The organism is Sphingomonas ginsenosidimutans, assembly GCF_002374835.1.
Lineage (GTDB): Bacteria > Pseudomonadota > Alphaproteobacteria > Sphingomonadales > Sphingomonadaceae > Sphingomonas > Sphingomonas ginsenosidimutans.
Genome location: NZ_NWVD01000006.1, coordinates 122,779 through 143,452, shown reverse-complemented (window position 1 = coordinate 143,452; position 20,674 = coordinate 122,779). Strand labels below are relative to the sequence as shown.

The 20,674-nt window shown below is 69.3% G+C and carries 22 protein-coding genes; 18 read left to right on the top strand and 4 right to left on the bottom strand.

The features are described 5' to 3' along the window. Positions 1–20 precede the first annotated feature (20 nt). On the bottom strand, positions 21–2,906 hold the full coding sequence (locus COA17_RS13615; RefSeq protein ID WP_096613218.1) for a M16 family metallopeptidase: 2,886 nt from the start codon (positions 2,904–2,906) through the stop codon (positions 21–23). Between the two features lie 178 nt (positions 2,907–3,084). On the opposite strand from COA17_RS13615, the gene COA17_RS13610 reads away from it, so the two are divergent. From COA17_RS13610 to katG, 16 genes are all read left to right on the top strand, one after another. Continuing rightward, positions 3,085–3,801, top strand: coding sequence for an aspartyl/asparaginyl beta-hydroxylase domain-containing protein (locus COA17_RS13610; protein WP_096613216.1), 717 nt, complete (start codon positions 3,085–3,087; stop codon positions 3,799–3,801). 75 nt (positions 3,802–3,876) lie between these two features. Further along, complete coding sequence (locus COA17_RS13605) at positions 3,877–4,449, top strand: NifU family protein (RefSeq protein WP_096613144.1); 573 nt, start codon at positions 3,877–3,879, stop codon at positions 4,447–4,449. 49 nt (positions 4,450–4,498) lie between these two features. Continuing rightward, the gene (locus COA17_RS13600) at positions 4,499–5,092 is read left to right on the top strand and encodes a malonic semialdehyde reductase (RefSeq protein WP_096613142.1); all 594 of its coding nucleotides are present in this window, start codon (positions 4,499–4,501) and stop codon (positions 5,090–5,092) included. A 52-nt stretch (positions 5,093–5,144) separates the two neighbouring features. Further along, the gene (tsaB, locus tag COA17_RS13595) at positions 5,145–5,780 is read left to right on the top strand and encodes a tRNA (adenosine(37)-N6)-threonylcarbamoyltransferase complex dimerization subunit type 1 TsaB (protein WP_096613140.1); all 636 of its coding nucleotides are present in this window, start codon (positions 5,145–5,147) and stop codon (positions 5,778–5,780) included. Further along, complete coding sequence (gene rimI, locus COA17_RS13590) at positions 5,777–6,256, top strand: ribosomal protein S18-alanine N-acetyltransferase (RefSeq protein WP_066484596.1); 480 nt, start codon at positions 5,777–5,779, stop codon at positions 6,254–6,256. Before tsaB ends, rimI begins: the two co-directional genes overlap by 4 nt. Before the next feature lie 75 nt (positions 6,257–6,331). Further along, a complete protein-coding gene (locus tag COA17_RS13585) occupies positions 6,332–6,751 on the top strand; it encodes a Fur family transcriptional regulator (protein WP_066484597.1) in 420 nt (139 codons plus the stop codon). Positions 6,752–6,764: 13 nt separating this feature from the next. Then, positions 6,765–7,526 carry a lysophospholipid acyltransferase family protein gene (locus tag COA17_RS13580; RefSeq protein WP_231738494.1) on the top strand — a complete coding sequence of 254 codons (762 nt, stop codon included), beginning with the start codon at positions 6,765–6,767 and terminating at the stop codon, positions 7,524–7,526. A 37-nt stretch (positions 7,527–7,563) separates the two neighbouring features. After that, positions 7,564–8,001, top strand: coding sequence for a hypothetical protein (locus COA17_RS13575; RefSeq protein WP_066484598.1), 438 nt, complete (start codon positions 7,564–7,566; stop codon positions 7,999–8,001). Positions 8,002–8,050: 49 nt separating this feature from the next. Next, positions 8,051–9,394, top strand: a complete 1,344-nt coding sequence (miaB, locus tag COA17_RS13570; protein ID WP_096613138.1) for a tRNA (N6-isopentenyl adenosine(37)-C2)-methylthiotransferase MiaB — start codon at positions 8,051–8,053, stop codon at positions 9,392–9,394. A 134-nt stretch (positions 9,395–9,528) separates the two neighbouring features. After that, the gene (locus COA17_RS13565; RefSeq protein WP_070321585.1) at positions 9,529–10,386 is read left to right on the top strand and encodes an AsnC family protein; all 858 of its coding nucleotides are present in this window, start codon (positions 9,529–9,531) and stop codon (positions 10,384–10,386) included. 169 nt (positions 10,387–10,555) lie between these two features. Next, positions 10,556–11,554 carry a PhoH family protein gene (locus COA17_RS13560; protein WP_066485794.1) on the top strand — a complete coding sequence of 333 codons (999 nt, stop codon included), beginning with the start codon at positions 10,556–10,558 and terminating at the stop codon, positions 11,552–11,554. 1 nt (position 11,555) lies between these two features. Continuing rightward, the gene (locus COA17_RS13555; protein ID WP_096613136.1) at positions 11,556–11,843 is read left to right on the top strand and encodes a hypothetical protein; all 288 of its coding nucleotides are present in this window, start codon (positions 11,556–11,558) and stop codon (positions 11,841–11,843) included. Between the two features lie 85 nt (positions 11,844–11,928). Further along, on the top strand, positions 11,929–12,057 hold the full coding sequence (locus tag COA17_RS19060; protein WP_141397100.1) for a type II toxin-antitoxin system VapC family toxin: 129 nt from the start codon (positions 11,929–11,931) through the stop codon (positions 12,055–12,057). Next, positions 12,054–12,566, top strand: a complete 513-nt coding sequence (gene ybeY, locus COA17_RS13550) for an rRNA maturation RNase YbeY (RefSeq protein ID WP_096613134.1) — start codon at positions 12,054–12,056, stop codon at positions 12,564–12,566. The genes COA17_RS19060 and ybeY overlap by 4 nt, the downstream gene beginning before the upstream one ends. A 10-nt stretch (positions 12,567–12,576) precedes the next feature. Then, entirely contained in the window at positions 12,577–13,488 is a 912-nt protein-coding gene (locus COA17_RS13545; RefSeq protein WP_096613132.1) for a hemolysin family protein, read from the top strand. A 149-nt stretch (positions 13,489–13,637) separates the two neighbouring features. Next, positions 13,638–15,872 carry a catalase/peroxidase HPI gene (katG, locus tag COA17_RS13540; protein WP_096613130.1) on the top strand — a complete coding sequence of 745 codons (2,235 nt, stop codon included), beginning with the start codon at positions 13,638–13,640 and terminating at the stop codon, positions 15,870–15,872. A 359-nt stretch (positions 15,873–16,231) separates the two neighbouring features. On the opposite strand, the gene COA17_RS13535 is transcribed toward katG, so the two are convergent. The 3 genes from COA17_RS13535 to COA17_RS13525 all read right to left on the bottom strand — a co-directional run bounded on the left by COA17_RS13535 (position 16,232) and on the right by COA17_RS13525 (position 18,142). Then, a complete protein-coding gene (locus COA17_RS13535) occupies positions 16,232–16,684 on the bottom strand; it encodes an SgcJ/EcaC family oxidoreductase (RefSeq protein ID WP_176484911.1) in 453 nt (150 codons plus the stop codon). Positions 16,685–16,734: 50 nt separating this feature from the next. Beyond that, positions 16,735–17,496 (bottom strand): helix-turn-helix domain-containing protein, encoded by a 762-nt coding sequence (locus tag COA17_RS13530; RefSeq protein WP_176484910.1) that lies wholly within the window; start codon positions 17,494–17,496, stop codon positions 16,735–16,737. Between the two features lie 226 nt (positions 17,497–17,722). Next, complete coding sequence (locus COA17_RS13525; RefSeq protein ID WP_096613128.1) at positions 17,723–18,142, bottom strand: helix-turn-helix domain-containing protein; 420 nt, start codon at positions 18,140–18,142, stop codon at positions 17,723–17,725. 79 nt (positions 18,143–18,221) lie between these two features. Here COA17_RS13525 and COA17_RS13520 point away from each other — a divergent pair, with 79 nt between their 5' ends. Then, a complete protein-coding gene (locus COA17_RS13520; protein WP_217991016.1) occupies positions 18,222–19,049 on the top strand; it encodes a class I SAM-dependent methyltransferase in 828 nt (275 codons plus the stop codon). 207 nt (positions 19,050–19,256) lie between these two features. Next, positions 19,257–20,585, top strand: a complete 1,329-nt coding sequence (locus tag COA17_RS13515; RefSeq protein ID WP_096613126.1) for a PQQ-dependent sugar dehydrogenase — start codon at positions 19,257–19,259, stop codon at positions 20,583–20,585. Positions 20,586–20,674: the final 89 nt, after the last annotated feature.

Genomic DNA, 20,674 nt, shown 5'->3' with positions numbered 1-20,674 from the left:
GGCACGACGCTGTCAGGCGTTCATTTCCCCTTCGGCACCACCGCCATCGTCCAGTCCTTGTCCGGGCGCAGGTAGCGCGCGGCGGTTTCCTGTAGCGTGGCGGGGGTGATGCCGGTCATGTCGCCGACGATGCTCTGCGTCGCCTCGATCCGCTTGGGGTCGAAGGCGCCGCCCGACGTCTGCATCAGCCAGAACTGGTTCCCGGACGAGGCGCGCGCCATATATTGCAGCATCGGCACGATCGTGCGGCGCAGTTCGTCGTCGCCGATCGGGGTGGCGACCAGCTCGGCGGCGATCTGGCGGGAAAGCTGGAAGAACAGCGGCACCTTGTCGGGCGCGACCTTGCCGATCGCGATCAGGCGGCCGCCGCCGGGCTGGCCGACCGGCCACTGGCTCTGCGCGCTGGGCGAGTAGCTGGCGCCCGCGACCGAGCGCAGCCGGTCGAACAGCCGGTCGGCGAACACCGCCGCCAGCACGTCGAGCCGGCGCTGTTCGGCATGATCGGCGGAGCCACCCGACGTCGGCCAGGCGATCACCGCCGCGGCCTGATTGTCGTCGCCGTCATGGGTGCGGATCACCGGCGTGTCGACATGCGCGGGGAAGCGCACCGGCGCGGGCGCGGTGGCATCGGGCTTGCGCGGCTTGAGCGCGCCGAAGCTCTTCGCGACCGCGGCGATCGCCTCGTCGGTCTTCACGTCGCCGAACACGTCGACCTCGATCGGGCCGGTCGCCAGCAACGGTTCCCACAGCTTGCGGAAATCCTTCGCGTTCAGCGCCTCGATCTGCGCGCGCGGCGGAATGCCCCAGCGCGGATCGCCGTCGCGCAGCAGCCCTTCGAGATCGCGCGCCAGCACGCCGTCGGGCGAGCTGTCGAACCCCGGATAGCCCGCCAGCATCGCGGCACGCGCGCGCGCCACGGGCGCGGCATCCCAGCGCGGCGCGGCCAGCTTCGCGGCCATCAGCGTCAGATTGTCGGCATAGTCGCCGGGCGTCGTCTGCGCCCCGAACAGGAAGGCATCGTCGGTGATGTCGAAATCCAGCCCCATCCGCCGCCCGGTGGTCAGCTGGTCGAGATCGCCCTGGTCGAGCGAGCCGATCCCGCTGGCGATCAGCGCGGTTTCCCCCGCCCACGCCGGGGTCGGGCGGTTGCCGGGCAGCGCCTGATACCCGCGCCCGAAGCGCACGCGCAGATAGACGCGTCCGGTTTCGGAGGGATTGGAATAGACCAGGGCGCGCACGCCGTTGGCGAACGTCACCTGCTCCATCGCCGGATCGCCGACGGTGGTGCGCGCGGCCACCTTCCCCGGCGAGCCGAGCCTGGGCACGCGCGAGAAATCGACCGCCGCCTGCTGCGCGCGCTTGCCCGCCAGTCCGGAAACGTCGGCGGTCAGCGCGGTCGCCAGCTTCGCCGCGGCGGTCGCGTCGGCGGTGCGGGTGTTGACCAGCGCGCGGGTGGCGTCGCCCTTGAACAGCCGACTGGTCGATTCGACCATCGCGGCGGGGGTGAACATCCCCTTGGCGCGCGCGTCCTGGAGGATGTCGTAGCTGGTTTTCGGCCCCGCCACCGTTTCGCGGATGTCGAGCGCCTGGACCATGTCGTCGGCCTGCTTGGCGCCCGCCTCGACGCGTGCGGTGGCGACCTCGTTCTTCATCGCGGCGTCGAATTCGGCCAGCTCGCGGTCGACCTCGCCCTGCGTCGGGGGCGAGGCCATCGCGTCGGCGATCACCGCGCGCACGTCCTTCAGCGCGGCTTCCCAATCGTCGCCGATCGGGATGACGTTGGTGAAGGTGCCGTTGGCCGAGCGCGACACGTCGTCGAGGCTGACCGACGCCTGGAGGAAGCTGCCGCCCGCCCGCGCGCGCGTTTCCAGCCGGCGGTTGATGAGGCGGATCGCCAGGAAATCGACCAGCCGCTTCTGGTTGAAGATGATCGTGTCGTCGCGATAGATCCACGGGCGCAGCACCGCGGTCGCCACGATCGGCGGCAGCGAGGGTTCGGCGATCGTCCGGGTCGCCGGCTCCTTGCCGTCGGGCTTGCCGAAATCGGGGTCGGCGGGGTTGGGGCCGACGCCCTTCCACCCGCCGAAATTCTTGACGACCAGCGCGGCGGCGACCTTCGGATCGATATCGCCGGAGATGATGACGACCGCGCGGTCGGGGCGGTACCAGCGCTGGTGGAACGCCAGCACCGCGGGCGGGGTCGCCGCCTCCAGCGTCTTGATCGTGCCGATCGGCGAGCGTTCGGCCAGCGGCTGCCCGGCGAAGAACGTCTGGCGGATCGCATCGCCGTAGCGCACCTGCGGCCCCGGCGCTTCGCGCTGTTCCGCGAGCACCGCGGGGCGCTCCGCCGCCAGCCCGGCCGCGGTGATCGCGGGTTCGGCCATCATGCCGGAGAAGATGCGCAGGCTTTCGTCCAGCTTCGCCTCGGTCGCGCCGGGCAGGTCGAGCTTGTAGACCGTCTGCGTCGGCGTCGTCTGCGCATTCGAATCCGAGCCGAAGGTGGCGCCGAAGCGCTGCCACACCCGCTTCGCCTCGCCATCGGGCACGTATTTCGAGCCGCGGAACGAGAGGTGCTCGATCAGGTGCGCGAACCCCTGTTCGTCGTCACGCTCGTACAGCGATCCCGCATCGATCCGCACGCGCACCGCCACCTGCCCCGGCGGCACCCCGTTGCGGCGCACGGCGTAGCGCAGACCGTTGGGCAGCCGCCCGAACGACCATTCGGGATCGGGCGGAATGTCCGACCCCTTGAACAGCCAGGGCGAGGTATCGACCCCCGCCAGCGCCGCCGTCGACGCCGCGGCGGCGGCGCGATGCGTCGATTGCTGCGCCGGCGCCGGCAGCGCGACCGACAGGAGGAGAAGGGCGGTGAGCGGCGTCGCGAAGGCGCGCGGGTACGAAGACATGGCGATCTTGTAGGCGCGCGCCCCGGCGGCGGCAACATCGCTCCGCTCGGCGCGCGCCGAGCGCCGATCCCCATGACATCGCCCGCAAGACGCCATGTTTTGGTCGCGTTGCGCCGGTAGCGGCATCGCATCGGGCGCCATGCCGGCGGGCCGTGCCGGCGAGCGGAGGACGGAAGCGATGATAGACGGTGCCGCCGCACGCCTGCGTGACCAGAGCGACGACGACGCCGTCGCCGTGCCGCCGGTCGCGCCGCGCCCGCGCGCGGTCGTCCCCGCGCCGGTCGCGGCCCCGATCCCCGCGCCCCTGCCGCTTCCCCCTGGGCCAATGGGGCTTGCCGAGCGGATGTCGCGGCTGATGGACCGGCCGATCGCGGGCTGGTCACTGGTGCCGGGCGATCCGGTGCTGGACATGCGCGGGTTCGGCTGGACCGCGGCATTGCGCGCCGACTGGCGGGCGATCCGCACGGAGGCGCAGGGCGATGCCGGACCGGTGCTGTGGCGCCACGGCGCGCCCGTCGACGCCGCGCTGGCGCACCGGCCGGCGGCGCGCGCGCTGATCGCGGCGATCGCGGGGGTGGAGGAAGCGGCGTTCGTGGCGCTGGCGCCGGGCGCGCATGTTCCGCCGCGGCGCGGGCCGACGCGGGCGCTGCTGACCTGTCACCTGGGGCTGGCGGTGCCGCGCGACGGCGACGTGCGGATGCGCGTGCACGACCGGATCGTCCGCTGGGCGGAGGGCGAGACGCTGGTGTTCGACGACACGTGCGAACACGAAATGTGGAACGACAGCGGCGCCGCGCGCATCGTCCTGGCGATCCGTTTCGCGCGACCGCTGCGCCAGCCGGGACGCTGGGTGGCGGACCGGATGCTGCGGTGGATGCGCCGCGCGGGGGCATGACGGCTTGCCGGGCGGAAACACTTCCTTTCCGCCCGCACGCTTGATCCGCGCCGCGTCCCGCGCCACATCGCGGCCATGCTGATCGAAACCGAAGCCACGCCCAATCCGGCCACGCTGAAATTCCTGCCCGGCCGCACCGTCATGGACGCGGGCACGCGCGATTTCGCCACCCCCGAAGAGGCGGAGGCCAGCCCGCTGGCGACCGCCTTGTTCGATCTGGGCGACGTCACCGGCGTGTTCTTCGGCCGCGATTTCGTGTCAGTGACCGCCGCGCCCGGCGTCGAATGGACGATGCTGAAGCCCGACGTGCTGGCGATCCTGATGGATCATTTCACCGCGCAGATGCCGCTGTTCCGGGCCGCATCCGCCGATTTCGCGGTGCCGGCGGAGGATGACGGCATCGTCGACGATCCCGCCGACGCCGATATCGTCGCGCAGATCCGCGACCTGATCGAAACCCGTGTTCGCCCCGCTGTCGCCAATGACGGCGGCGACATCGTCTATCGCGGGTTCGACAAGGGCAAGGTGTACCTGAGGATGCAGGGCGCGTGCGCGGGCTGTCCGTCGTCGAGCGCGACGCTGAAGAACGGCATCGAGCAGTTGCTGCGCCATTATGTCCCCGAAGTGACCGAGGTCCGCGCGGTCTGACGGGCGCGCGCCTGCCGATCCTTCCCCCTTCACGAAAGGTTGCCCCGCCATGTCCCGTGCCCTTGACGATGCCGCGCTCGACCAGCTGTTCCGCACCGCGCGCAGCTACAACGGCTATCGCGACGAACCGGTGGGCGAGGACAAGCTGCACGCGATCTGGGACCTGATGAAGATGGGGCCGACGTCCGCCAACCAGCTGCCCGCGCGGATCGTGTGGTGCGTATCGGACGCGGCGAAGGCGACGCTGGCGGCGGCATGTTCCGACGCCAACAAGCCGAAGGTCCTGGGCGCACCCGTCACCGCGATCATCGCGATGGACGTGGATTTCCACGAATATCTGCCCGAGCTGTTCCCGCACACCGACGCCAAGAGCTGGTTCGACGGCAACCGCGAGCTGCGCGAGGCGTCGGCGTTCCGCAACTCCTCGCTCCAGGGCGGCTATTTCATCATGGCGGCGCGGGCGCTGGGGCTGGATACCGGGCCGATGTCCGGCTTCGATGCGGGTGCGGTGGACAAGGCGTTCTTCGCCGACACGCCGTCGGTGCGCACCAACTTCATCTCGACGCTGGGCTATGGCGATCCCGCGACGATCTTCGACCGCAGCCCGCGGCCGGCGTTCGAGAAGTTCAACCGGATCGCGTGACGCACCCCGCACGGGGACTTGCGAAGCGCGCGCCCCGTGGCATGAGCATGCGATGCCGCCGCGTATCCTGAGCATCGACACCGCCACCGCCGCCTGTTCCGTCGCGCTGTTCGAGGACGGGCGGCTGATCGACGCGCGGCACGCGGTCGTCGGGCGCGGCCATGCCGAGCGGCTGGTGCCGATGATCGCCGAGCTTCCCGATGGCGGGCGTGCCGACCATATCCTGGTCGATGTCGGACCAGGCAGCTTCACCGGCATCCGCGTCGGCATCGCCGCGGCGCGCGGGCTGGCGCTGGGCTGGGGCGCGAGCGTGTCGGGCTATGGCGCGCTGGCACTGGTCGCCGCCGCCGCGCTGGACGGCGGCGCCGACGGCGACACGCTGACCGTGGTGGCCGAGGGCGGGCATGGCGAGGTGTTCGTGCAGGCATTTGCCGCCCCGTTCGCCGTGCTGGACGCGCCCCGATCGTTGGCCCCCGCCGCCGCGCTGGCCGCGCTCGCGGGCGGGCGCGCGATCGGCAGCGGGACGCGCTGGCTGACCGCGATCGATCCGGCGATCCCGACCGTCGAGGCGCTGCCCGATGCGCGCCACGCGTTGCTGCTGCCCGCCGATCAACGCGCGCTGCCCGCGACCCCCTTCTACGGTCGCGCGCCCGATGCCAAGCTGCCCGGCGGGGTGGTGCCGGCATGAGCACGCGATCGCGGATGGTCGAACTGACGAGCGCCGGGGCCGCCGACGCCGATACCGTCGACCGGATCATGGCCGCCGCGTTCGACCCGCAATATGGCGAGGCGTGGACCCGCAGCCAGTGCATCGGTATCCTGGCGATGCCGGGCGTGTGGCTGACGCTGGCGCGCGTCGACGGGGTCGCCGCGGGGTTCGCGCTGACCCGCGCGATCATGGACGAGGCCGAGCTGCTGCTGATCGCGGTCGACCCGGCATACCGCCGCGCGGGCGCCGGCGGCGCGTTGCTGCGCGGGGTGATTGCCGACTGCCGTGCGCGCGGGGTCGCCAGGCTGCATCTGGAGGTGCGCGCCAACAATCCGGCGATCGCGCTGTATGCCGCGCACGGCTTCGCGCCGGCGGGGGTGCGCCGCCATTATTATCGCGGGCGCGACGGCGCGATGTTCGACGCGCATACCTATGTTCGGATGCTGGCGGATTGAGCGAATCGTTCGGCTCGCCTCAATTGCGAGTCGGTAGCGCTTTTCGCAACAAGCGGATCGCACTACATGGGGGCCATGCCCCGCAAGATCGACCTCGAAGCGCTGTGCCATGAAAAGGGACTGCGCATCACCGAACAGCGCCGCGTCATCGCGCGCGTCCTGTCCGAAGCCGAAGACCATCCCGACGTGGAGAAGGTCTATGCCCGCGCCTCCGCGATCGACCCGGGCATCTCGATCGCCACCGTTTATCGCACGGTGCGATTGTTCGAGGAGGCCGGGATCCTCGACCGCCACGATTTCGGCGACGGGCGCGCGCGCTACGAACCCTCGCCTGAGGCGCATCACGATCACCTGATCGACGTGGAGACCGGCCGGGTGATCGAATTCGTCGATCCCGAGCTGGAGCTGCTGCAAAAGGCGATCGCGGAGCGGCTGGGGTTCCGCCTGGTGGATCACCGGATGGAGTTGTACGGCGTCGCGCTGCGCCGCGACTGACGGTGAGGCGCGGTTGACGGCCCGCCCGGAACCGCGGCTTTCGGCCCGCGCGATCGCCCGGCTGGCCGCGCTGGTGGGGCTGCTGGCGGCGGCGCTGACGGTGCACGGGCTGTGGCGGCTGCTGCACCTTCCCTCCCCCTGGCCGCGGCTGTTCCTGGGCAGCGCCGCGCGCCTGTTCGGCGCGCGCGCGCGGATCGTCGGCACGCCGCTGCGCCGCGACGTCATCTTCCTGTCCAACCACCTGAGCTGGATGGACATATTGCTGCTGGCCGGGGCGACCGGCAGCGCGTTCGTCGCCAAGGCGGAATTGCGCGGGGCGCCGCTGGTCGGCTGGTTGTGCACGCTCAACCGCACCTTGTTCGTCCGCCGCGGCGACCGCATGGGGATCGAGCGGCAGGTGGCCGAGCTGCGCGACGCGCTGGCGCATGGCTGGGCGATCACGATCTTTCCCGAGGGGACGACCGGCGACGGGCGCGAACTGCTTCCGTTCAAGGCAGCGCTGCTGGGGGCGATCGACCCGCCGCCGCCCGGGCTGATGATCCAGCCGGTGCGCATCGACTATGGCGCGGCGACCGACGAACTCGCCTGGGTGGGCGACGAGCCGGGCCAGTCGCATGCCACGCGCGTGCTGAACCGTCGCGGCACCTTCACCGCGACGCTGCATTTCCTGCCCCCCTTCGCCCCGACCGGCGGAAGGAAGGCGATCGCCGCGGAGGCGCGCGAGCGGATCGTGGCCGCAGGCGGGGATCTTTCCGGCGCGGTAACACACACTTAAGCCTATTGATCCATATTATGTCCGACGAGGACAGGATATGGCCCCGCAGGAACCGTTCCCGCTTCACCACAGCTGGCCGCTCTATGAGCGCGATGCCCGTCTCGATCTGGGGCTGCTGCTGGATTCCGCCACGGACGGGGTGGCGGCGGGCGCCGGCACCACCGGCCACTGGCATTGCGATCTGGCCAGCGGGCAGCTGACCTGGGCGCCCGGCGTGCGCGAACTGTTTGGCATGGCGCCCGACGCGGCGGCCGATCGCACCCACGCGCTGTGGCGGTACGAGGAACTGTCGCGCGCCGCGATGGAGCGGCTGCGCGCCCATGCGATCCGCCACTGCCGCGGCTTCACGATCGACGTGGCGCTGCGCGACGCGGGCGTGCGGTGGATGCGGCTGGTCGCCGCGCCGATCGTCACCGACCGCCGCGTCATCGGGCTGTGCGGGTGGAAAACGGACGTGTCCGCCCTCTACCGCTGATCCGGCGCGGGTTGGCGCGGCGGGCACTTATCGGCTAAGGCCGCGCGCCATGTCCGCCCCCGCCGCCACCCCGCCCAAGACCTTTCACGTCAAGTCGTTCGGCTGCCAGATGAACGTCTATGACGGGGAACGCATGGGCGAATTGATGGCGGCGCAGGGGATGACCGCGGCGGCAACGCCGGGCGATGCCGATCTGGTCGTCCTCAACACCTGCCACATCCGCGAGAAGGCGACCGAGAAGGTCTATTCGGACATTGGCCGGCTGCGCAAGGACGCGCGCGCGCATGGCCGCTCCGCGCCGATGATCGCGGTCGCCGGCTGCGTCGCGCAGGCGGAGGGCGAGGAGATCGTGCGCCGCGCCAAGGTGGACGTGGTCGTCGGGCCGCAGGCGTACCACAACCTGCCCGCACTGGTCGCGCGCGCCGCGGACGGCTCGCCGGCGCTGGACACCGACATGCCCGCCGCGTCGAAGTTCGGCGCGCTGCCCGCGCGGCGGAAGGTGGCGCCGGGCGCGTTCCTGACGGTGCAGGAGGGGTGCGACAAATTCTGCACCTATTGCGTCGTCCCCTACACGCGCGGCGCCGAGGTCAGCCGGCCGTTCGCGGCGATCGTCGACGAGGCGAAGGCGCTGGTCGATGCCGGCGCGCGCGAGATCACGCTGCTGGGGCAGAACGTCAACGCCTGGACCGAAGGCGACGGGCGCGGGCTGCACGACCTGATCCGCGCGCTGGACCGGATCCCCGGGCTGGTGCGCCTGCGCTATACCACCAGCCACCCCAACGACATGGCGCAGGGACTGATCGATGCGCATCGCGACGTCGAAAGCCTGATGCCGTTCCTGCATCTGCCGGTACAGGCGGGCAACGACCGCGTGCTGCGCGCGATGAACCGCAGCCACACCCGCGACGGCTATCTGCGGCTGATCGACCGCATCCGCGCCGCGCGCCCGGACATCGCGCTGTCGGGCGACTTCATCGTCGGCTTCCCCGGGGAGACCGACGCCGAATTCGCCGACACGCTAAGCCTGGTCGACGCGGTCGGCCATGCGCAGGCGTTCAGCTTCAAGTATTCGCCGCGCCCCGGCACCCCCGCCGCGACGATGCCGGATAAGGTGCCCGCCGCGGTGATGGACGAACGGCTCAAGGCGCTCCAGGCCGCGCTCAATCGCGATCAGGCGGCGTTCAACGCGGCGTCGGTGGGGCGGTCGTGCGACGTGCTGATCGAGCGGCCGGGCAAGCTGCCGGGGCAGTGGCTGGGCAAGTCGCCGTGGCTCCAGTCGGTCCATATCGTCGGCGACCATGCGCCCGGCGAGCTGGTGCGCGTCACGCTGGCCCAGGCGGGCCCCAACTCGCTGGCGGGCACGGTCGCGCCACCGGTCGCGGCGGTCGCATAGAGGCGCGATCGTCGGGCGGGATCGGCCCGGCGATAGATGGTTTTCGTATACCCGTTTTGAGGGCCACTGGATGGCTTTCAATACAGATTAGTTATTTTGGGCACATGCTCGCCCCCACTCCCCCGATTCGCGCGATGACGCGGCTGCTGGCGGAAATGCAGACGTCGATCATGTCGGCGGCGCTGCCGCTGTTCGACGGGCGGGTCGACCGGTTCATGATCTACACCCTACTGGTGCGCCGCACGCTGGACGGCGGGCTGGCGACCCCGGTGCTGGCGCTGGCCGACAGCCTGGGGTTGCCGTTCGAGACGACCCGGCGGCATGTCGCGGCGCTGGTGGAGGCGGGGCTGTGCGCGCGCCGGCGCGGCGGCATCGTGACGATCGCAACGCTGGAGGACGAACCCTATGCCTCGATCGGCGCGCTGGCCCATGACGCGCTGGTCCGCTTCATCGAGGACATGGCGCGCATTGACGCGCTGCCCGCCTTCCCCGTTTCCCAGCGCCCCTATCACTGGCACAGCGGGGTCCGCGCCTCGGTCGATCTGATGCTGTCGGTGGCGCGCGCCAACCACCAGACGCATCACGACCGGCTGGACCTGGTGATCTTCTCCACCGTGCTCGCCGCAAGCGACCGGCGCATCGTCGCCGATCCCACGCTGGCACGGCGGTTCGCCACCCCCGATGCCGAGCCGCTGCCGTCGCAGCTGCGGCTGCCGATCCGCGTGCCGCGGATCGCGCAGATACTGGGGCTGTCGGACGCGACCGTGCGCCGCCGGGTCGATCGGCTGGTGGAAGGACCGCTGGTCGCCGGGCCGGGAGGTCTCAGCGTCAACGACACGTGGCTGGCCACCGAAGAGGCGCGATCGGCGAGCGGGGAAAGCCACGCGAATCTGCGGCGGCTACTCGGCGCGCTGGGGGCGCAGGGCTTCCCGTATCACGACATCGCATCGGCATATCTGCGCGGTCGCCCGCCGCGCCCGTTCGGGAATTGATCCGCAGCGGCGTTCGCGCAGATTTTTGCGCTGTTCCCCCGCCGCCGGGACTGCCACACTGATCACCGATGCCCGTGCGCCGCCCCGAATCGCGCCCGTCGCGCCGCCGCCGCGGCCCGCACCGCCGTGCATCGTCCGACCGCCCGTCGTCCAACCACCAAGGAACCGCATGAGCCGCAAGCCCCTTCCCGCCCGCGCCGGCGAACGTTCGCGTGTCGAGCTGCTGTTCGACCGGCCGCAGCTGCTCAGCCAGCTGTTCGGCCAGTATGACCAGCATCTGGTGGCGCTGGAGAACCGGCTGGGCGTCTATATCACCGCGCGCGGTAACCGCATCGGACTGGAAGGCACTGCCGAACAGGTGGCGCTGGCGCGCGACGTGCTGAACGACCTGTACCAGCGCATCCAGCGCGGCGAGGAGGTCGATGCCGGGCTGGTCGATGCCGCGATCGCGATGGCGGCCGAGCCGGTGCTGGACGGCATCATCTCCGCCGAGCGCGGGACCGCGCCGTCGGTGATGATCCGCACGCGCAAGAAGACGATCGTGCCGCGCACCCCCGCGCAGGCGCATTACATGCGCGAACTGACCACCCACGACATGATCTTCGCGCTCGGCCCCGCCGGCACGGGCAAGACCTATATCGCGGTGGCGCAGGCGGTGGCGCAGCTGATCACCGGCAGCGTCCAGCGGCTGATCCTGTCGCGCCCGGCGGTGGAGGCGGGCGAGCGGCTGGGCTTCCTGCCGGGCGACATGAAGGAGAAGGTCGATCCGTACCTGCGCCCGCTGTACGACGCGCTGTACGACTGCCTGCCCGCCGAACAGGTGGAGCGCCGCATCGCATCGGGCGAGATCGAGATCGCGCCGATCGCGTTCATGCGCGGCCGCACGCTGGGCGACGCCTTCGTGATCCTGGACGAGGCGCAGAACACCACGCCCGCGCAGATGAAGATGTTCCTGACCCGCTTCGGCCAGAACAGCCGCATGGTCATCTGCGGCGATCCGAACCAGACCGACCTGCCCGGCGGCGTCGGCGCGAGCGGCTTGGCCGATGCGACGACGCGGCTGGAGGGGGTGGAGGGCATATCGCTGTGCCGCTTCACCGCCGCCGACGTCGTCCGCCATCCGATTGTCGGCCGGATCGTGGAGGCGTATGAGGGGAAGGAGGCTTGAAATGAACGCACCCAACCCGCACCTGACCCGCGCCGAACGCCAGGCGCTGTCGGCGCCGTTGCTGATCGACGACGAGGAAACCGTGCGGGCGATCGCGCAGCTGGCGGACGAACGCGGTACGGCGATGCAGGAGATCGTCGCACTGGCGATCCGCGATCACGCCCACCGACATTCGCTCGCCAGTCCGGCGCCTGAATGGTTGCGGCGTTGCTGGAACGAGCATCCGCTACCGTTGCCGTCGGGGCTGGCGGCCGACAAGCACTTCCACGATTCGCTCGACGACGAGTGACGGTCTTCATCGACGCTTCCGCGATCGTGGCGATGATCGCGATGCCGCGGAGGCGATCGACGCGCACGCGCGCTACGGCAAGGGTGTGCATCCCGCCGCACTCAACGTGGGCGACTGCTTCGCTTATGCGTCCACGCGCCGGCATGCCGACACGATATTGTTCAAGGGCGAGGATTTCACCCTCACCGACCTGAAGGACGCCACGCTCGAATGATCCACATCGAACTGACCCGCGAGGATCCGTGGCCCGCCGATGCCGCGTGGGAGGAGATCGCCGCCGCCGCCGCGCGTGCCGCGGTCGCGCAGACGCCGCACGGCGCGCTGCTGACCGCGCGCGCGCATGTCGAGATCAGCGTGCGGCTGACCGGCGACGACGAGGTCCATGCGCTCAACCGCCAGTATCGCGACAAGGACAAGCCGACCAACGTCCTGTCCTTCCCGATGGTCCAGCCCGACCTGATCGCCACCGTCACGCAGAATTCGGACGATGGCGAGGTGTTGCTGGGCGATATCGTGATGGCTCACGGGGTGTGCGCGGCGGAGGCGGCGGAGCGCGGCATCCCGGTCGACCGTCACCTGACGCATCTGATGGTGCATGGCACGCTGCATCTGCTAGGCTATGACCACCTGACCGACGACGAGGGGGATGCGATGGAGGAGATCGAGCGCGCCGCGCTGGCCGGTCTGGGCATCGCCGACCCCTATCAGATACGCGAGGACTGAACGAACGGCGATGGCCGACGACCGAAGTAGCGCCGGCAACGGCGACCACCATGACAATGGCCTGCTGGCCGGACTGCGCAACCTGATCTTCGGCGAACAGCACGAGGAAACGCTGCGCGACCGGCTGGAGGACGTGATCGACCAGCATGAGGACGATCCCGCCCCCGATGCCAAGGGCGACCTGACCCCGCTGGAACGGCAGATGGTGCGCAATCTGCTGCATTTCGGGGAGCGCGATGCCGGCGACGTCGGCGTGCCGCGCGCCGACGTGATCGCGGTGGAGGAAGCCACCAGCTTCGACCACCTGGTGCAGGTGTTCGCCGAGGCGGGGGTCAGCCGCCTGCCGGTGTATCGCGACAATCTGGATCACATCATCGGCATGGTCCACATCAAGGACGTGTTCGCGATCATGGCGGTCGGCGGCGAGCGTCCTGACAGCATCGCCGCGCTGATCCGCCAGCCGCTGTACGTGCCCATGAGCCGCGGCGCGCTCGACCTGCTGGCCGACATGCGCCAGTCGCGCATCCACCTGGCGGTGGTGCTGGACGAATATTCGGGCACCGAAGGCCTGGTCACGATCGAGGACCTGATCGAGGAGATCGTCGGCGAGATCGAGGACGAGCATGACGAGGCGCCCGAGGTGCTGATGGTCCCGCTCGACGACGGCGCGTGGGACGTGGATGCGCGCGTCGAGCTGGAGGATGTCGGCCGCGCGATCGACATGCGGCTGGCCGAGGCGCAGAGCGACGTCGACACGATCGGCGGGCTGACCGCGGTGCTGGCGGGGCGCGTGCCCGAGGCGGGGACGTGCATCGACCATCCCAGCGGCTGGCGGATCGAGGTGGTGGATGCCGACGAACGCCGCATCAACCGCGTCCGGCTTCACCCCCCGGTCCCGCTGGCCAGCGACGAGGGCATCTGATCGCTCCTGTCGATCATACCATCCAGTAATTCGCATTTTCCCGATCAGTGGGTCTGATCTAGCTTCCTGTCATTGATCCGTACGAAGGCGCGGGCACATTGTCCGCGTCGATCGCCCGGAACGGGCGGCGGTTGAGAGGAGATGACCCGATGGACAAGATCGCCGATGGCAGCCCGCTGGGCTGCCCGATGAAGGAGCCGGGCGCGCTGCGGTCGCTGCTGGGCCGCACCAACCGCGACTGGTGGCCCAACCAGCTGCCGCTCGACATCCTCCACCAGCGCGGCGTCACCGGCAATCCGTGGGGCGACGATTTCGACTATGCGAAGGAATTCCTGTCGCTCGACCTGGAGGCGGTGAAGGCGGACCTGCGCGCGCTGATGACCGACAGCCAGCCGTGGTGGCCGGCGGATTACGGCCATTACGGCCCGTTCTTCATCCGCATGGCGTGGCATTCGGCGGGCACTTATCGCACCGGCGACGGGCGCGGCGGCGCCTCCTCGGGCGCACAGCGCTTCGCCCCGCTCAACAGCTGGCCGGACAACGCCAACCTCGACAAGGCGCGCCGGCTGCTGTGGCCGATCAAGCAGAAATATGGCCGCAAGCTCAGCTGGGCGGACCTGTTCATCCTGACCGGCAATGTCGCGATCGAATCGATGGGCGGCCCGGTGTTCGGCTTCGGCGGCGGCCGCAAGGACGATTACGAGCCGGAGAAGGACGTCTACTGGGGCACCGAGGAGGAATGGGTCGGCCACGCCGACAACCAGACCCGCATCCAGCCCGACCGCGAGATGGTGCTGGAAAGCCCGCTGGCCGCGATCCAGATGGGCCTCATCTACGTCAATCCCGAGGGGCCGGGCGGCAACCCCGATGCGGCGCAGTCGGCGCGCGACATCCGCGAGACGTTCGCGCGGATGGGCATGAACGACGAGGAAACCGTCGCGCTGACCGCGGGCGGCCACACGTTCGGCAAGGCGCACGGCGCGGGCGACGCGTCGCTGGTGGGTGCCGAGCCGGAAGGGTCGGACATCGCGCAGATGGGGCTTGGCTGGCATTCCACGCACGAAAGCGGCTTCGGCGATCACACGATCACCAGCGGCATCGAGGGCGCATGGACGCCGACGCCGATCCAGTGGGACATGTCCTATTTCGACATGCTGCTCGACCATGAGTACGAACTGGTGCGCAGCCCGGCGGGCGCCAAGCAGTGGCAGCCGGTCGGCAACCCGGCCGAGACGCTGGCGCCCGGCGCGCACAGCCCCGACCGCCGCGTGCCGACGATGATGACCACCGCCGACATGGCGATGAAGGTCGACCCGGAATATCGCAAGGTGATGGAGAAGTTCCGGGCCGACCCCGATTACTTCGCCGATGCCTTCGCGCGCGCGTGGTTCAAGCTGTGCCACCGCGACATGGGGCCGAAGGCGCGCTACCTGGGCGCCGACGTGCCGGCCGAGGATCTGATCTGGCAGGATCCGATCCCCGCGCTCGACCACCCGCTGATCGACGATGCGGATATTGCCGCGCTGAAGGCCAAGCTGCTCGGGTCCGGCCTGTCGGTCGCCGATCTGGTGCGTACTGCCTGGGCATCGGCCAGCACCTATCGCGGGTCCGACCATCGCGGCGGCGCCAATGGCGCGCGCATCCGCCTGACCCCGCAGAAGGACTGGGACGTCAACGAACCGGCCAAGCTGGCGCGCGTCCTGTCGGTGCTGGAACAGGTCAAGGCCGAGTTCGACGGCGCGGCCGCCGGCGGCAAGAAGGTGTCGATCGCCGACCTGATCGTGCTGGGCGGTGCCGCCGGGATCGAGAAGGCGGCGAAGGATGCCGGGCATGACGTGACCGTGCCCTTCACCCCCGGCCGCACCGATGCGACCGCGGAACAGACCGATGCCGCCGGCTTCGACGTGCTGGAGCCGAAGGCGGACGGGTTCCGCAACTACCTGCAGGTGCGGTTCAACGTGCCGACCGAGGAGCTGCTGCTCGACCGTGCGCAGCTGCTGGGGCTGAGCGCGCCGTCGATGACCGCACTGGTCGGCGGGCTGCGCGTGCTGGGCGTCAACCACGGCGATTCGCAGCACGGCGTGCTGACCGATCGCATCGGGCAGCTGACCACCGACTTCTTCGTCAACCTGCTCGACATGGGCATTGCGTGGAAGCAGGTGGATGGCGAGGGCGACGAAACCTATGTCGGCACCGATCGCGCCACCGACGAGAAGAAGTGGACGGCGACCCGCACCGATCTGGTGTTCGGTTCGAACTCGCAACTGCGCGGGCTGGTCGAGGTCTACGCCAGCGCCGACGCCCACGAAAAGTTCGTGACCGACTTCGTCGCGGCATGGTGCAAGGTCATGGACGCTGACCGATTTGATCTGGCCAAGCGCTGATCGATCGGCTAGCAAGTCATTGACGAATTGGGAGGGATAGGCCGACGCCGCGTCGGCGGCCTGTTCCTCCCTCGCTGACCGGCCAGGCAAGCCCTTCGGGTCGCCCGAACGCTGTCCGGCCGGGGGTCGTCGGCGTGCCCCCCACGCCGGCGGCCTTCCCCGACCCCTCACGCGCTGTCGCCACCCGAAACGGGGGCGGCAGCGCGTTTCCTTTGCGGTGCGGGCGCCGTGCGCGTACCGGGAATGGCGCCCTTCGTGGCCCCCCGACGCTACCCCGTTGCGCCACACCAGAAGGCGGGTCACGATCCAAGGTGAATGGGGCGCGGGCGACGCCAATCCGTATCCCGCTGCATGGCGGTTTACCCCGCATTCATCGAGTGCACCGGGTCGTGCCGGGCGGCGATCGGATCGATGCGGACATTGGCGACGTGCCGCAACCGCAGCGCGTCGTCCGAACCGGAGAAGACCAGGCTCATACGGTTTTCCTCCCCGGCAATGACCTCTCCGGTCGGCACGACATAATCGCCGACCTGCCATCGCACGACGACGACCCGCACATTCACATCGACGGCCGTCACGCTTTCGATCGCCGCGAGCGTCAAAGGCACCCCCGCGAACATCTGGCGAAAAAAGGCGACATGCGCTGCGATCGATGCGTCCCGCCCGTGCCAGTGCATGCCGACCACATTGACCCAGTGGAGATCCGGCGCGGCGGTGGCGAACATTCCGGGCACGTCATCCTCGTTCCACGCCCGGCAATGGGCCTCCAGCCATGCGACGATATCGGCGGGTGTGGCGGACGGTGAGGGCATCGATCGGGTCTCCATGCGGCGGGACGGCCGTGGAGAGGGATGACACCGGCCTAGCGGCCGGAATAGGAAATATCGGCAGCGGCATCCGTGTCTCTTGACCGGTATCGACCGGGAACCGCCATGCCGTCGGCAAAGGCGGACATGTCGCGCAACAGATGCGACTGATCGAAATAGCCGAACCGCTGCGATACATGCGTCCACGTCAGCGTCGGCTGTTGCCCCTTCAGCTCCAGCGCCGCATGGAAGCGGGAGATACGGCTGTACAGCTTGGGGGACACGCCGACCGCCTCGACAAACCGGCGGCGGAAGCTGCGCGGGTCGATCGCGCATTGTGCCGCCAAGTGGTCGAGACGAACGCATCCCGCCGATCGTCGAATCAGTCGGGCCGCCCGGTCGATCACATCCGGGGATCGCGCGGACAGCATCCGTGTGCGCAGCCAAGCCTGCGCGATGTCGATACGGCGGGGGAAATGCGGCGTAACCTGCAACCGTTCGCGCAAGTCGCGAAATCCCGCCTCAACGGCGCCGGCCTCTTCCGCCATATCGACCAGGAGCGGCCCCGGCAGACCGAAAAGCCGGTGCACTCCGCTGGGCTGGAACTTGATCGTAAAGGTATCGATCGTCCCGGCGATCTCGATGTCCGTATGATAGCGCGTCGTGGGGCCGACAAGCACGGTGGACGGAGCATGACCGGATCGGGTCCGATAGGGATTGCCGAAATAGAATTCGACGAACAGCTCGGGGCGTGCGGGAAGCGCCAGGGTCAACGGTGGCGCAGACGATAGCGAGACGCGCTGGCGAAAGCCGGCCACGACCTCGATCAGATCCGATGCCGGGCGGACGAAACCGGTCTTCATTGCATGTTGCTCCGCGGGAGGACCTCGCCCCGCTCGACACGATCCCTCATCTCCGGTCGACATTCGAGGACAATCCATCTGCGAACGGGTTTCGGAAAAAACGGCCCGCTGCGATGACGCCCCGCATTCCGTGCGCCATCGCCATCCCGATGGAGGCTCGTGTTCGGGCCTATCGACAACATCAGGTCGGCCGGGATGTCGCATGGCGTATGCGGCCGAGTGCGACCGTCCGAAGACGCTGGAAAGTGGGGCAAGCGTCATGCTGGGCGGCAGGACAGGCTGCCGCGTGCCGCAAGCCATCGCGCACCGCTTTCAACCGCTTGATCGTTTGATCGATTCCGTCCGCTTTCTTGACGAGCAGGGCGCGATCGACCGTGATGGTGCCATCCGCTCCGACCATCCCGCCGATCTCCGCCAGCGACAAGCCCGCCGCGCGGCCCAGGGCGATCACCGACAGCCGATCCGTGACATCGGGAGCGAAGAGCCTGCGCAGACCACGCCGACCAAGCGACTCGATCAGCCCGACCTCCTCGTAATATCGCAATGTCGACGCCTTCAGGCCGGTACGACGACAGACCTCGACGATATCGATCAACGACATGCTTGACCTCAAGTTGACTTGAGGTGGCATGATGGCGCGAATCACATCTGTCCACAAGGATCGGCGATGGAGCGGCAAGGTGAATAAGGAGCCTGTGTGGAACGCGCGGCGCGGTCACGCATGGGCGGATCTCCAGCCGCTCCTGGATCGCCTGTTCCTTCCATTCGGGGAGATCATCATCGATGCCACCCTGACCGATCGGATCAGAGATGTTCTGGATATCGGCTGCGGCACGGGCGCGACGACGCTGGCGTTCGCCCGGCGACGCGGGGCGGGTCGCTGCACGGGGATCGATGTTTCCCTCCCCCTGCTGAACGTGGCGCGGCGGAGGGCGGAAGCGGAGGGACTGGCCAATGCGCAATTCCTGGAGGGCGACGCGCAACGGCATCACTTTGCCCCGCATACGTTCGACGCCGTGATCTCCCGCTTTGGAGTCATGTTTTTCGACGATCCCACAAGCGCTTTTGCCAATATCCGGGGCGCCATCCGTCCCGCCGGAACGCTGACCGGCGTCGTTTGGCGAAGCCGGTCCGAGAACCCCTTCATGATGGCAGGAGAGTTGGCGGCGGCACCGCTACTCGGATGGACAGCCCCGGCCGATTCCGATGCGCCGGGTCAGTTTGCCTTCGCGGATGCGGCGCGCGTCGAGAACATCCTTCGCGACGCTGGATGGGATGCCATCGACATCAGCCCGATCGACGTGCCGTGCCGCTTGCCGGCCGGCGATCTTTCGACCTACGTCCGGCGCATGGGGCGGGTCGGCATGACGCTTCCCGACCTTGAAGAAGGGCTGCGTGCCACGGTCGAGGTCGCGCTTGACGAAGCGTTCGCCGGGTTCGTGACCGATGGCGCGGCATCTTTCGATTGCGCTTGCTGGTTGGTGCGCGCGCGCAACCCTCCCGATTAATCATCCATTGCTCGGGAACCGCCATCCGGTGGGGCACGGTAACCGCGGCATTGTCCCAGCCCATCGCGAAAGGCGTCATGCGCGGCGCACGCGGACCGGATTTGCCCATCGTCGGCAGCCGGTAGCGGATGGCGTTACCGCGACCCGGCACAGCGATTGTCGGGAGGGGGGATGGCCCCCGCCCCGGCGACGCGGTAGACCTGCGCCATGCGCAAACACATCCTCCGGGTGCTCGCCCTGCTCCTCGTCATCGCGATCGCGGTTTTCGCGTGGTTCGCCTGGCCGGACAAGGCGCGGCAGGACGTAGCGGCGGTCGCCGGGGCGCGGCCCGACATCACCGCGCCGCGCGAACAGGTGATCCCGACGGTGAAGACCGCCAAGCCGATCGGCTGGGCACAGGGGCAGACCCCGACCGCCGCCGCGGGGCTGCGCGTCGCCGCCTTCGCGACCGGGCTGGACCATCCGCGCTGGCTGTACCGCCTGCCCAATGGCGACGTACTGGTCGCCGAGACCAATTCGCCCCCGCGCAAGGGCGGCGGGATCACCGGCTGGGTGATGCGCGTGCTGATGGGGCGGGTCGGCGCGGGCGTGCCGTCCGCCAACCGCATCACGCTGCTGCGCGATGCCGACGGCGACGGCGTGGCGGAGCTGAAGACGCCGTTCATGACCGGGCTGAACTCGCCGTTCGGCATGGCGTTGCTGGACGGGCAGCTGTACATCGCCAACACCGATGCGCTGGTACGCGTGCCCTATACCGAGGGCGCCACGAAGATCACCGCGAAGCCCGAACTGGTCGTCAAGCTGCCCGGCGGCGGCAACCACTGGGCGCGCAACGTCATCCCGGCGGAGGACGGCAGGACGCTGTACGTGTCGGTCGGCTCGTCGTCGAACATCGCCGAGAACGGGCTGGCCGCCGAACGCAACCGTGCCGCGATCCTGCAGGTATGGCCCAAGGAGAAGACCTATCGCGTCTTCGCCGCCGGGCTGCGCAACCCCAACGGCATGGCATTGGTGCCCGGCACCAACCGGCTGTGGACGGTGGTGAACGAGCGCGACATGCTGGGGTCGGACCTGGTCCCCGATTATCTGACCGCGGTGGAACTGGGCGACCATTTCGGCTGGCCGTGGTATTATTGGGGCGGCTATGTCGACAACCGCGTCGAGCCGAAGAACCCCGAGCTCCAGCAATATTCGAAGCGCCCCGACTATGCGCTCGGTCCGCACGTCGCCGCGCTGGGGCTGACCTTTGCCGCCGACGCCAGGCTGGGCGACCGTTTCGTGCGCGGCGCGTTCATCGGCGAGCATGGATCGTGGAACCGCTCGCCGCTGTCGGGCTACAAGGTGGTGTTCGTGCCGTTCACGCCGGCCGGCTGGCCGGTCGCGGGATCGAAGCCGGTCGACGTGCTGACCGGCTTCGTCGACGCCGACGGCAAGGCGCATGGCCGCCCGGTGGGGGTCATCACCGACAAGACGGGCGCGCTGCTGGTGGCGGACGACGTCGGCAACGCGATCTGGCGGGTGAGCGCTGAGAAATAGGGGGCGTCGCAACGGGGAGATCCCAGCTTTCGCCGGGATGACGTTCGGTCGCCGTCACCCCGGCGAAGGCTGGGGTCTTTCCGACGTGA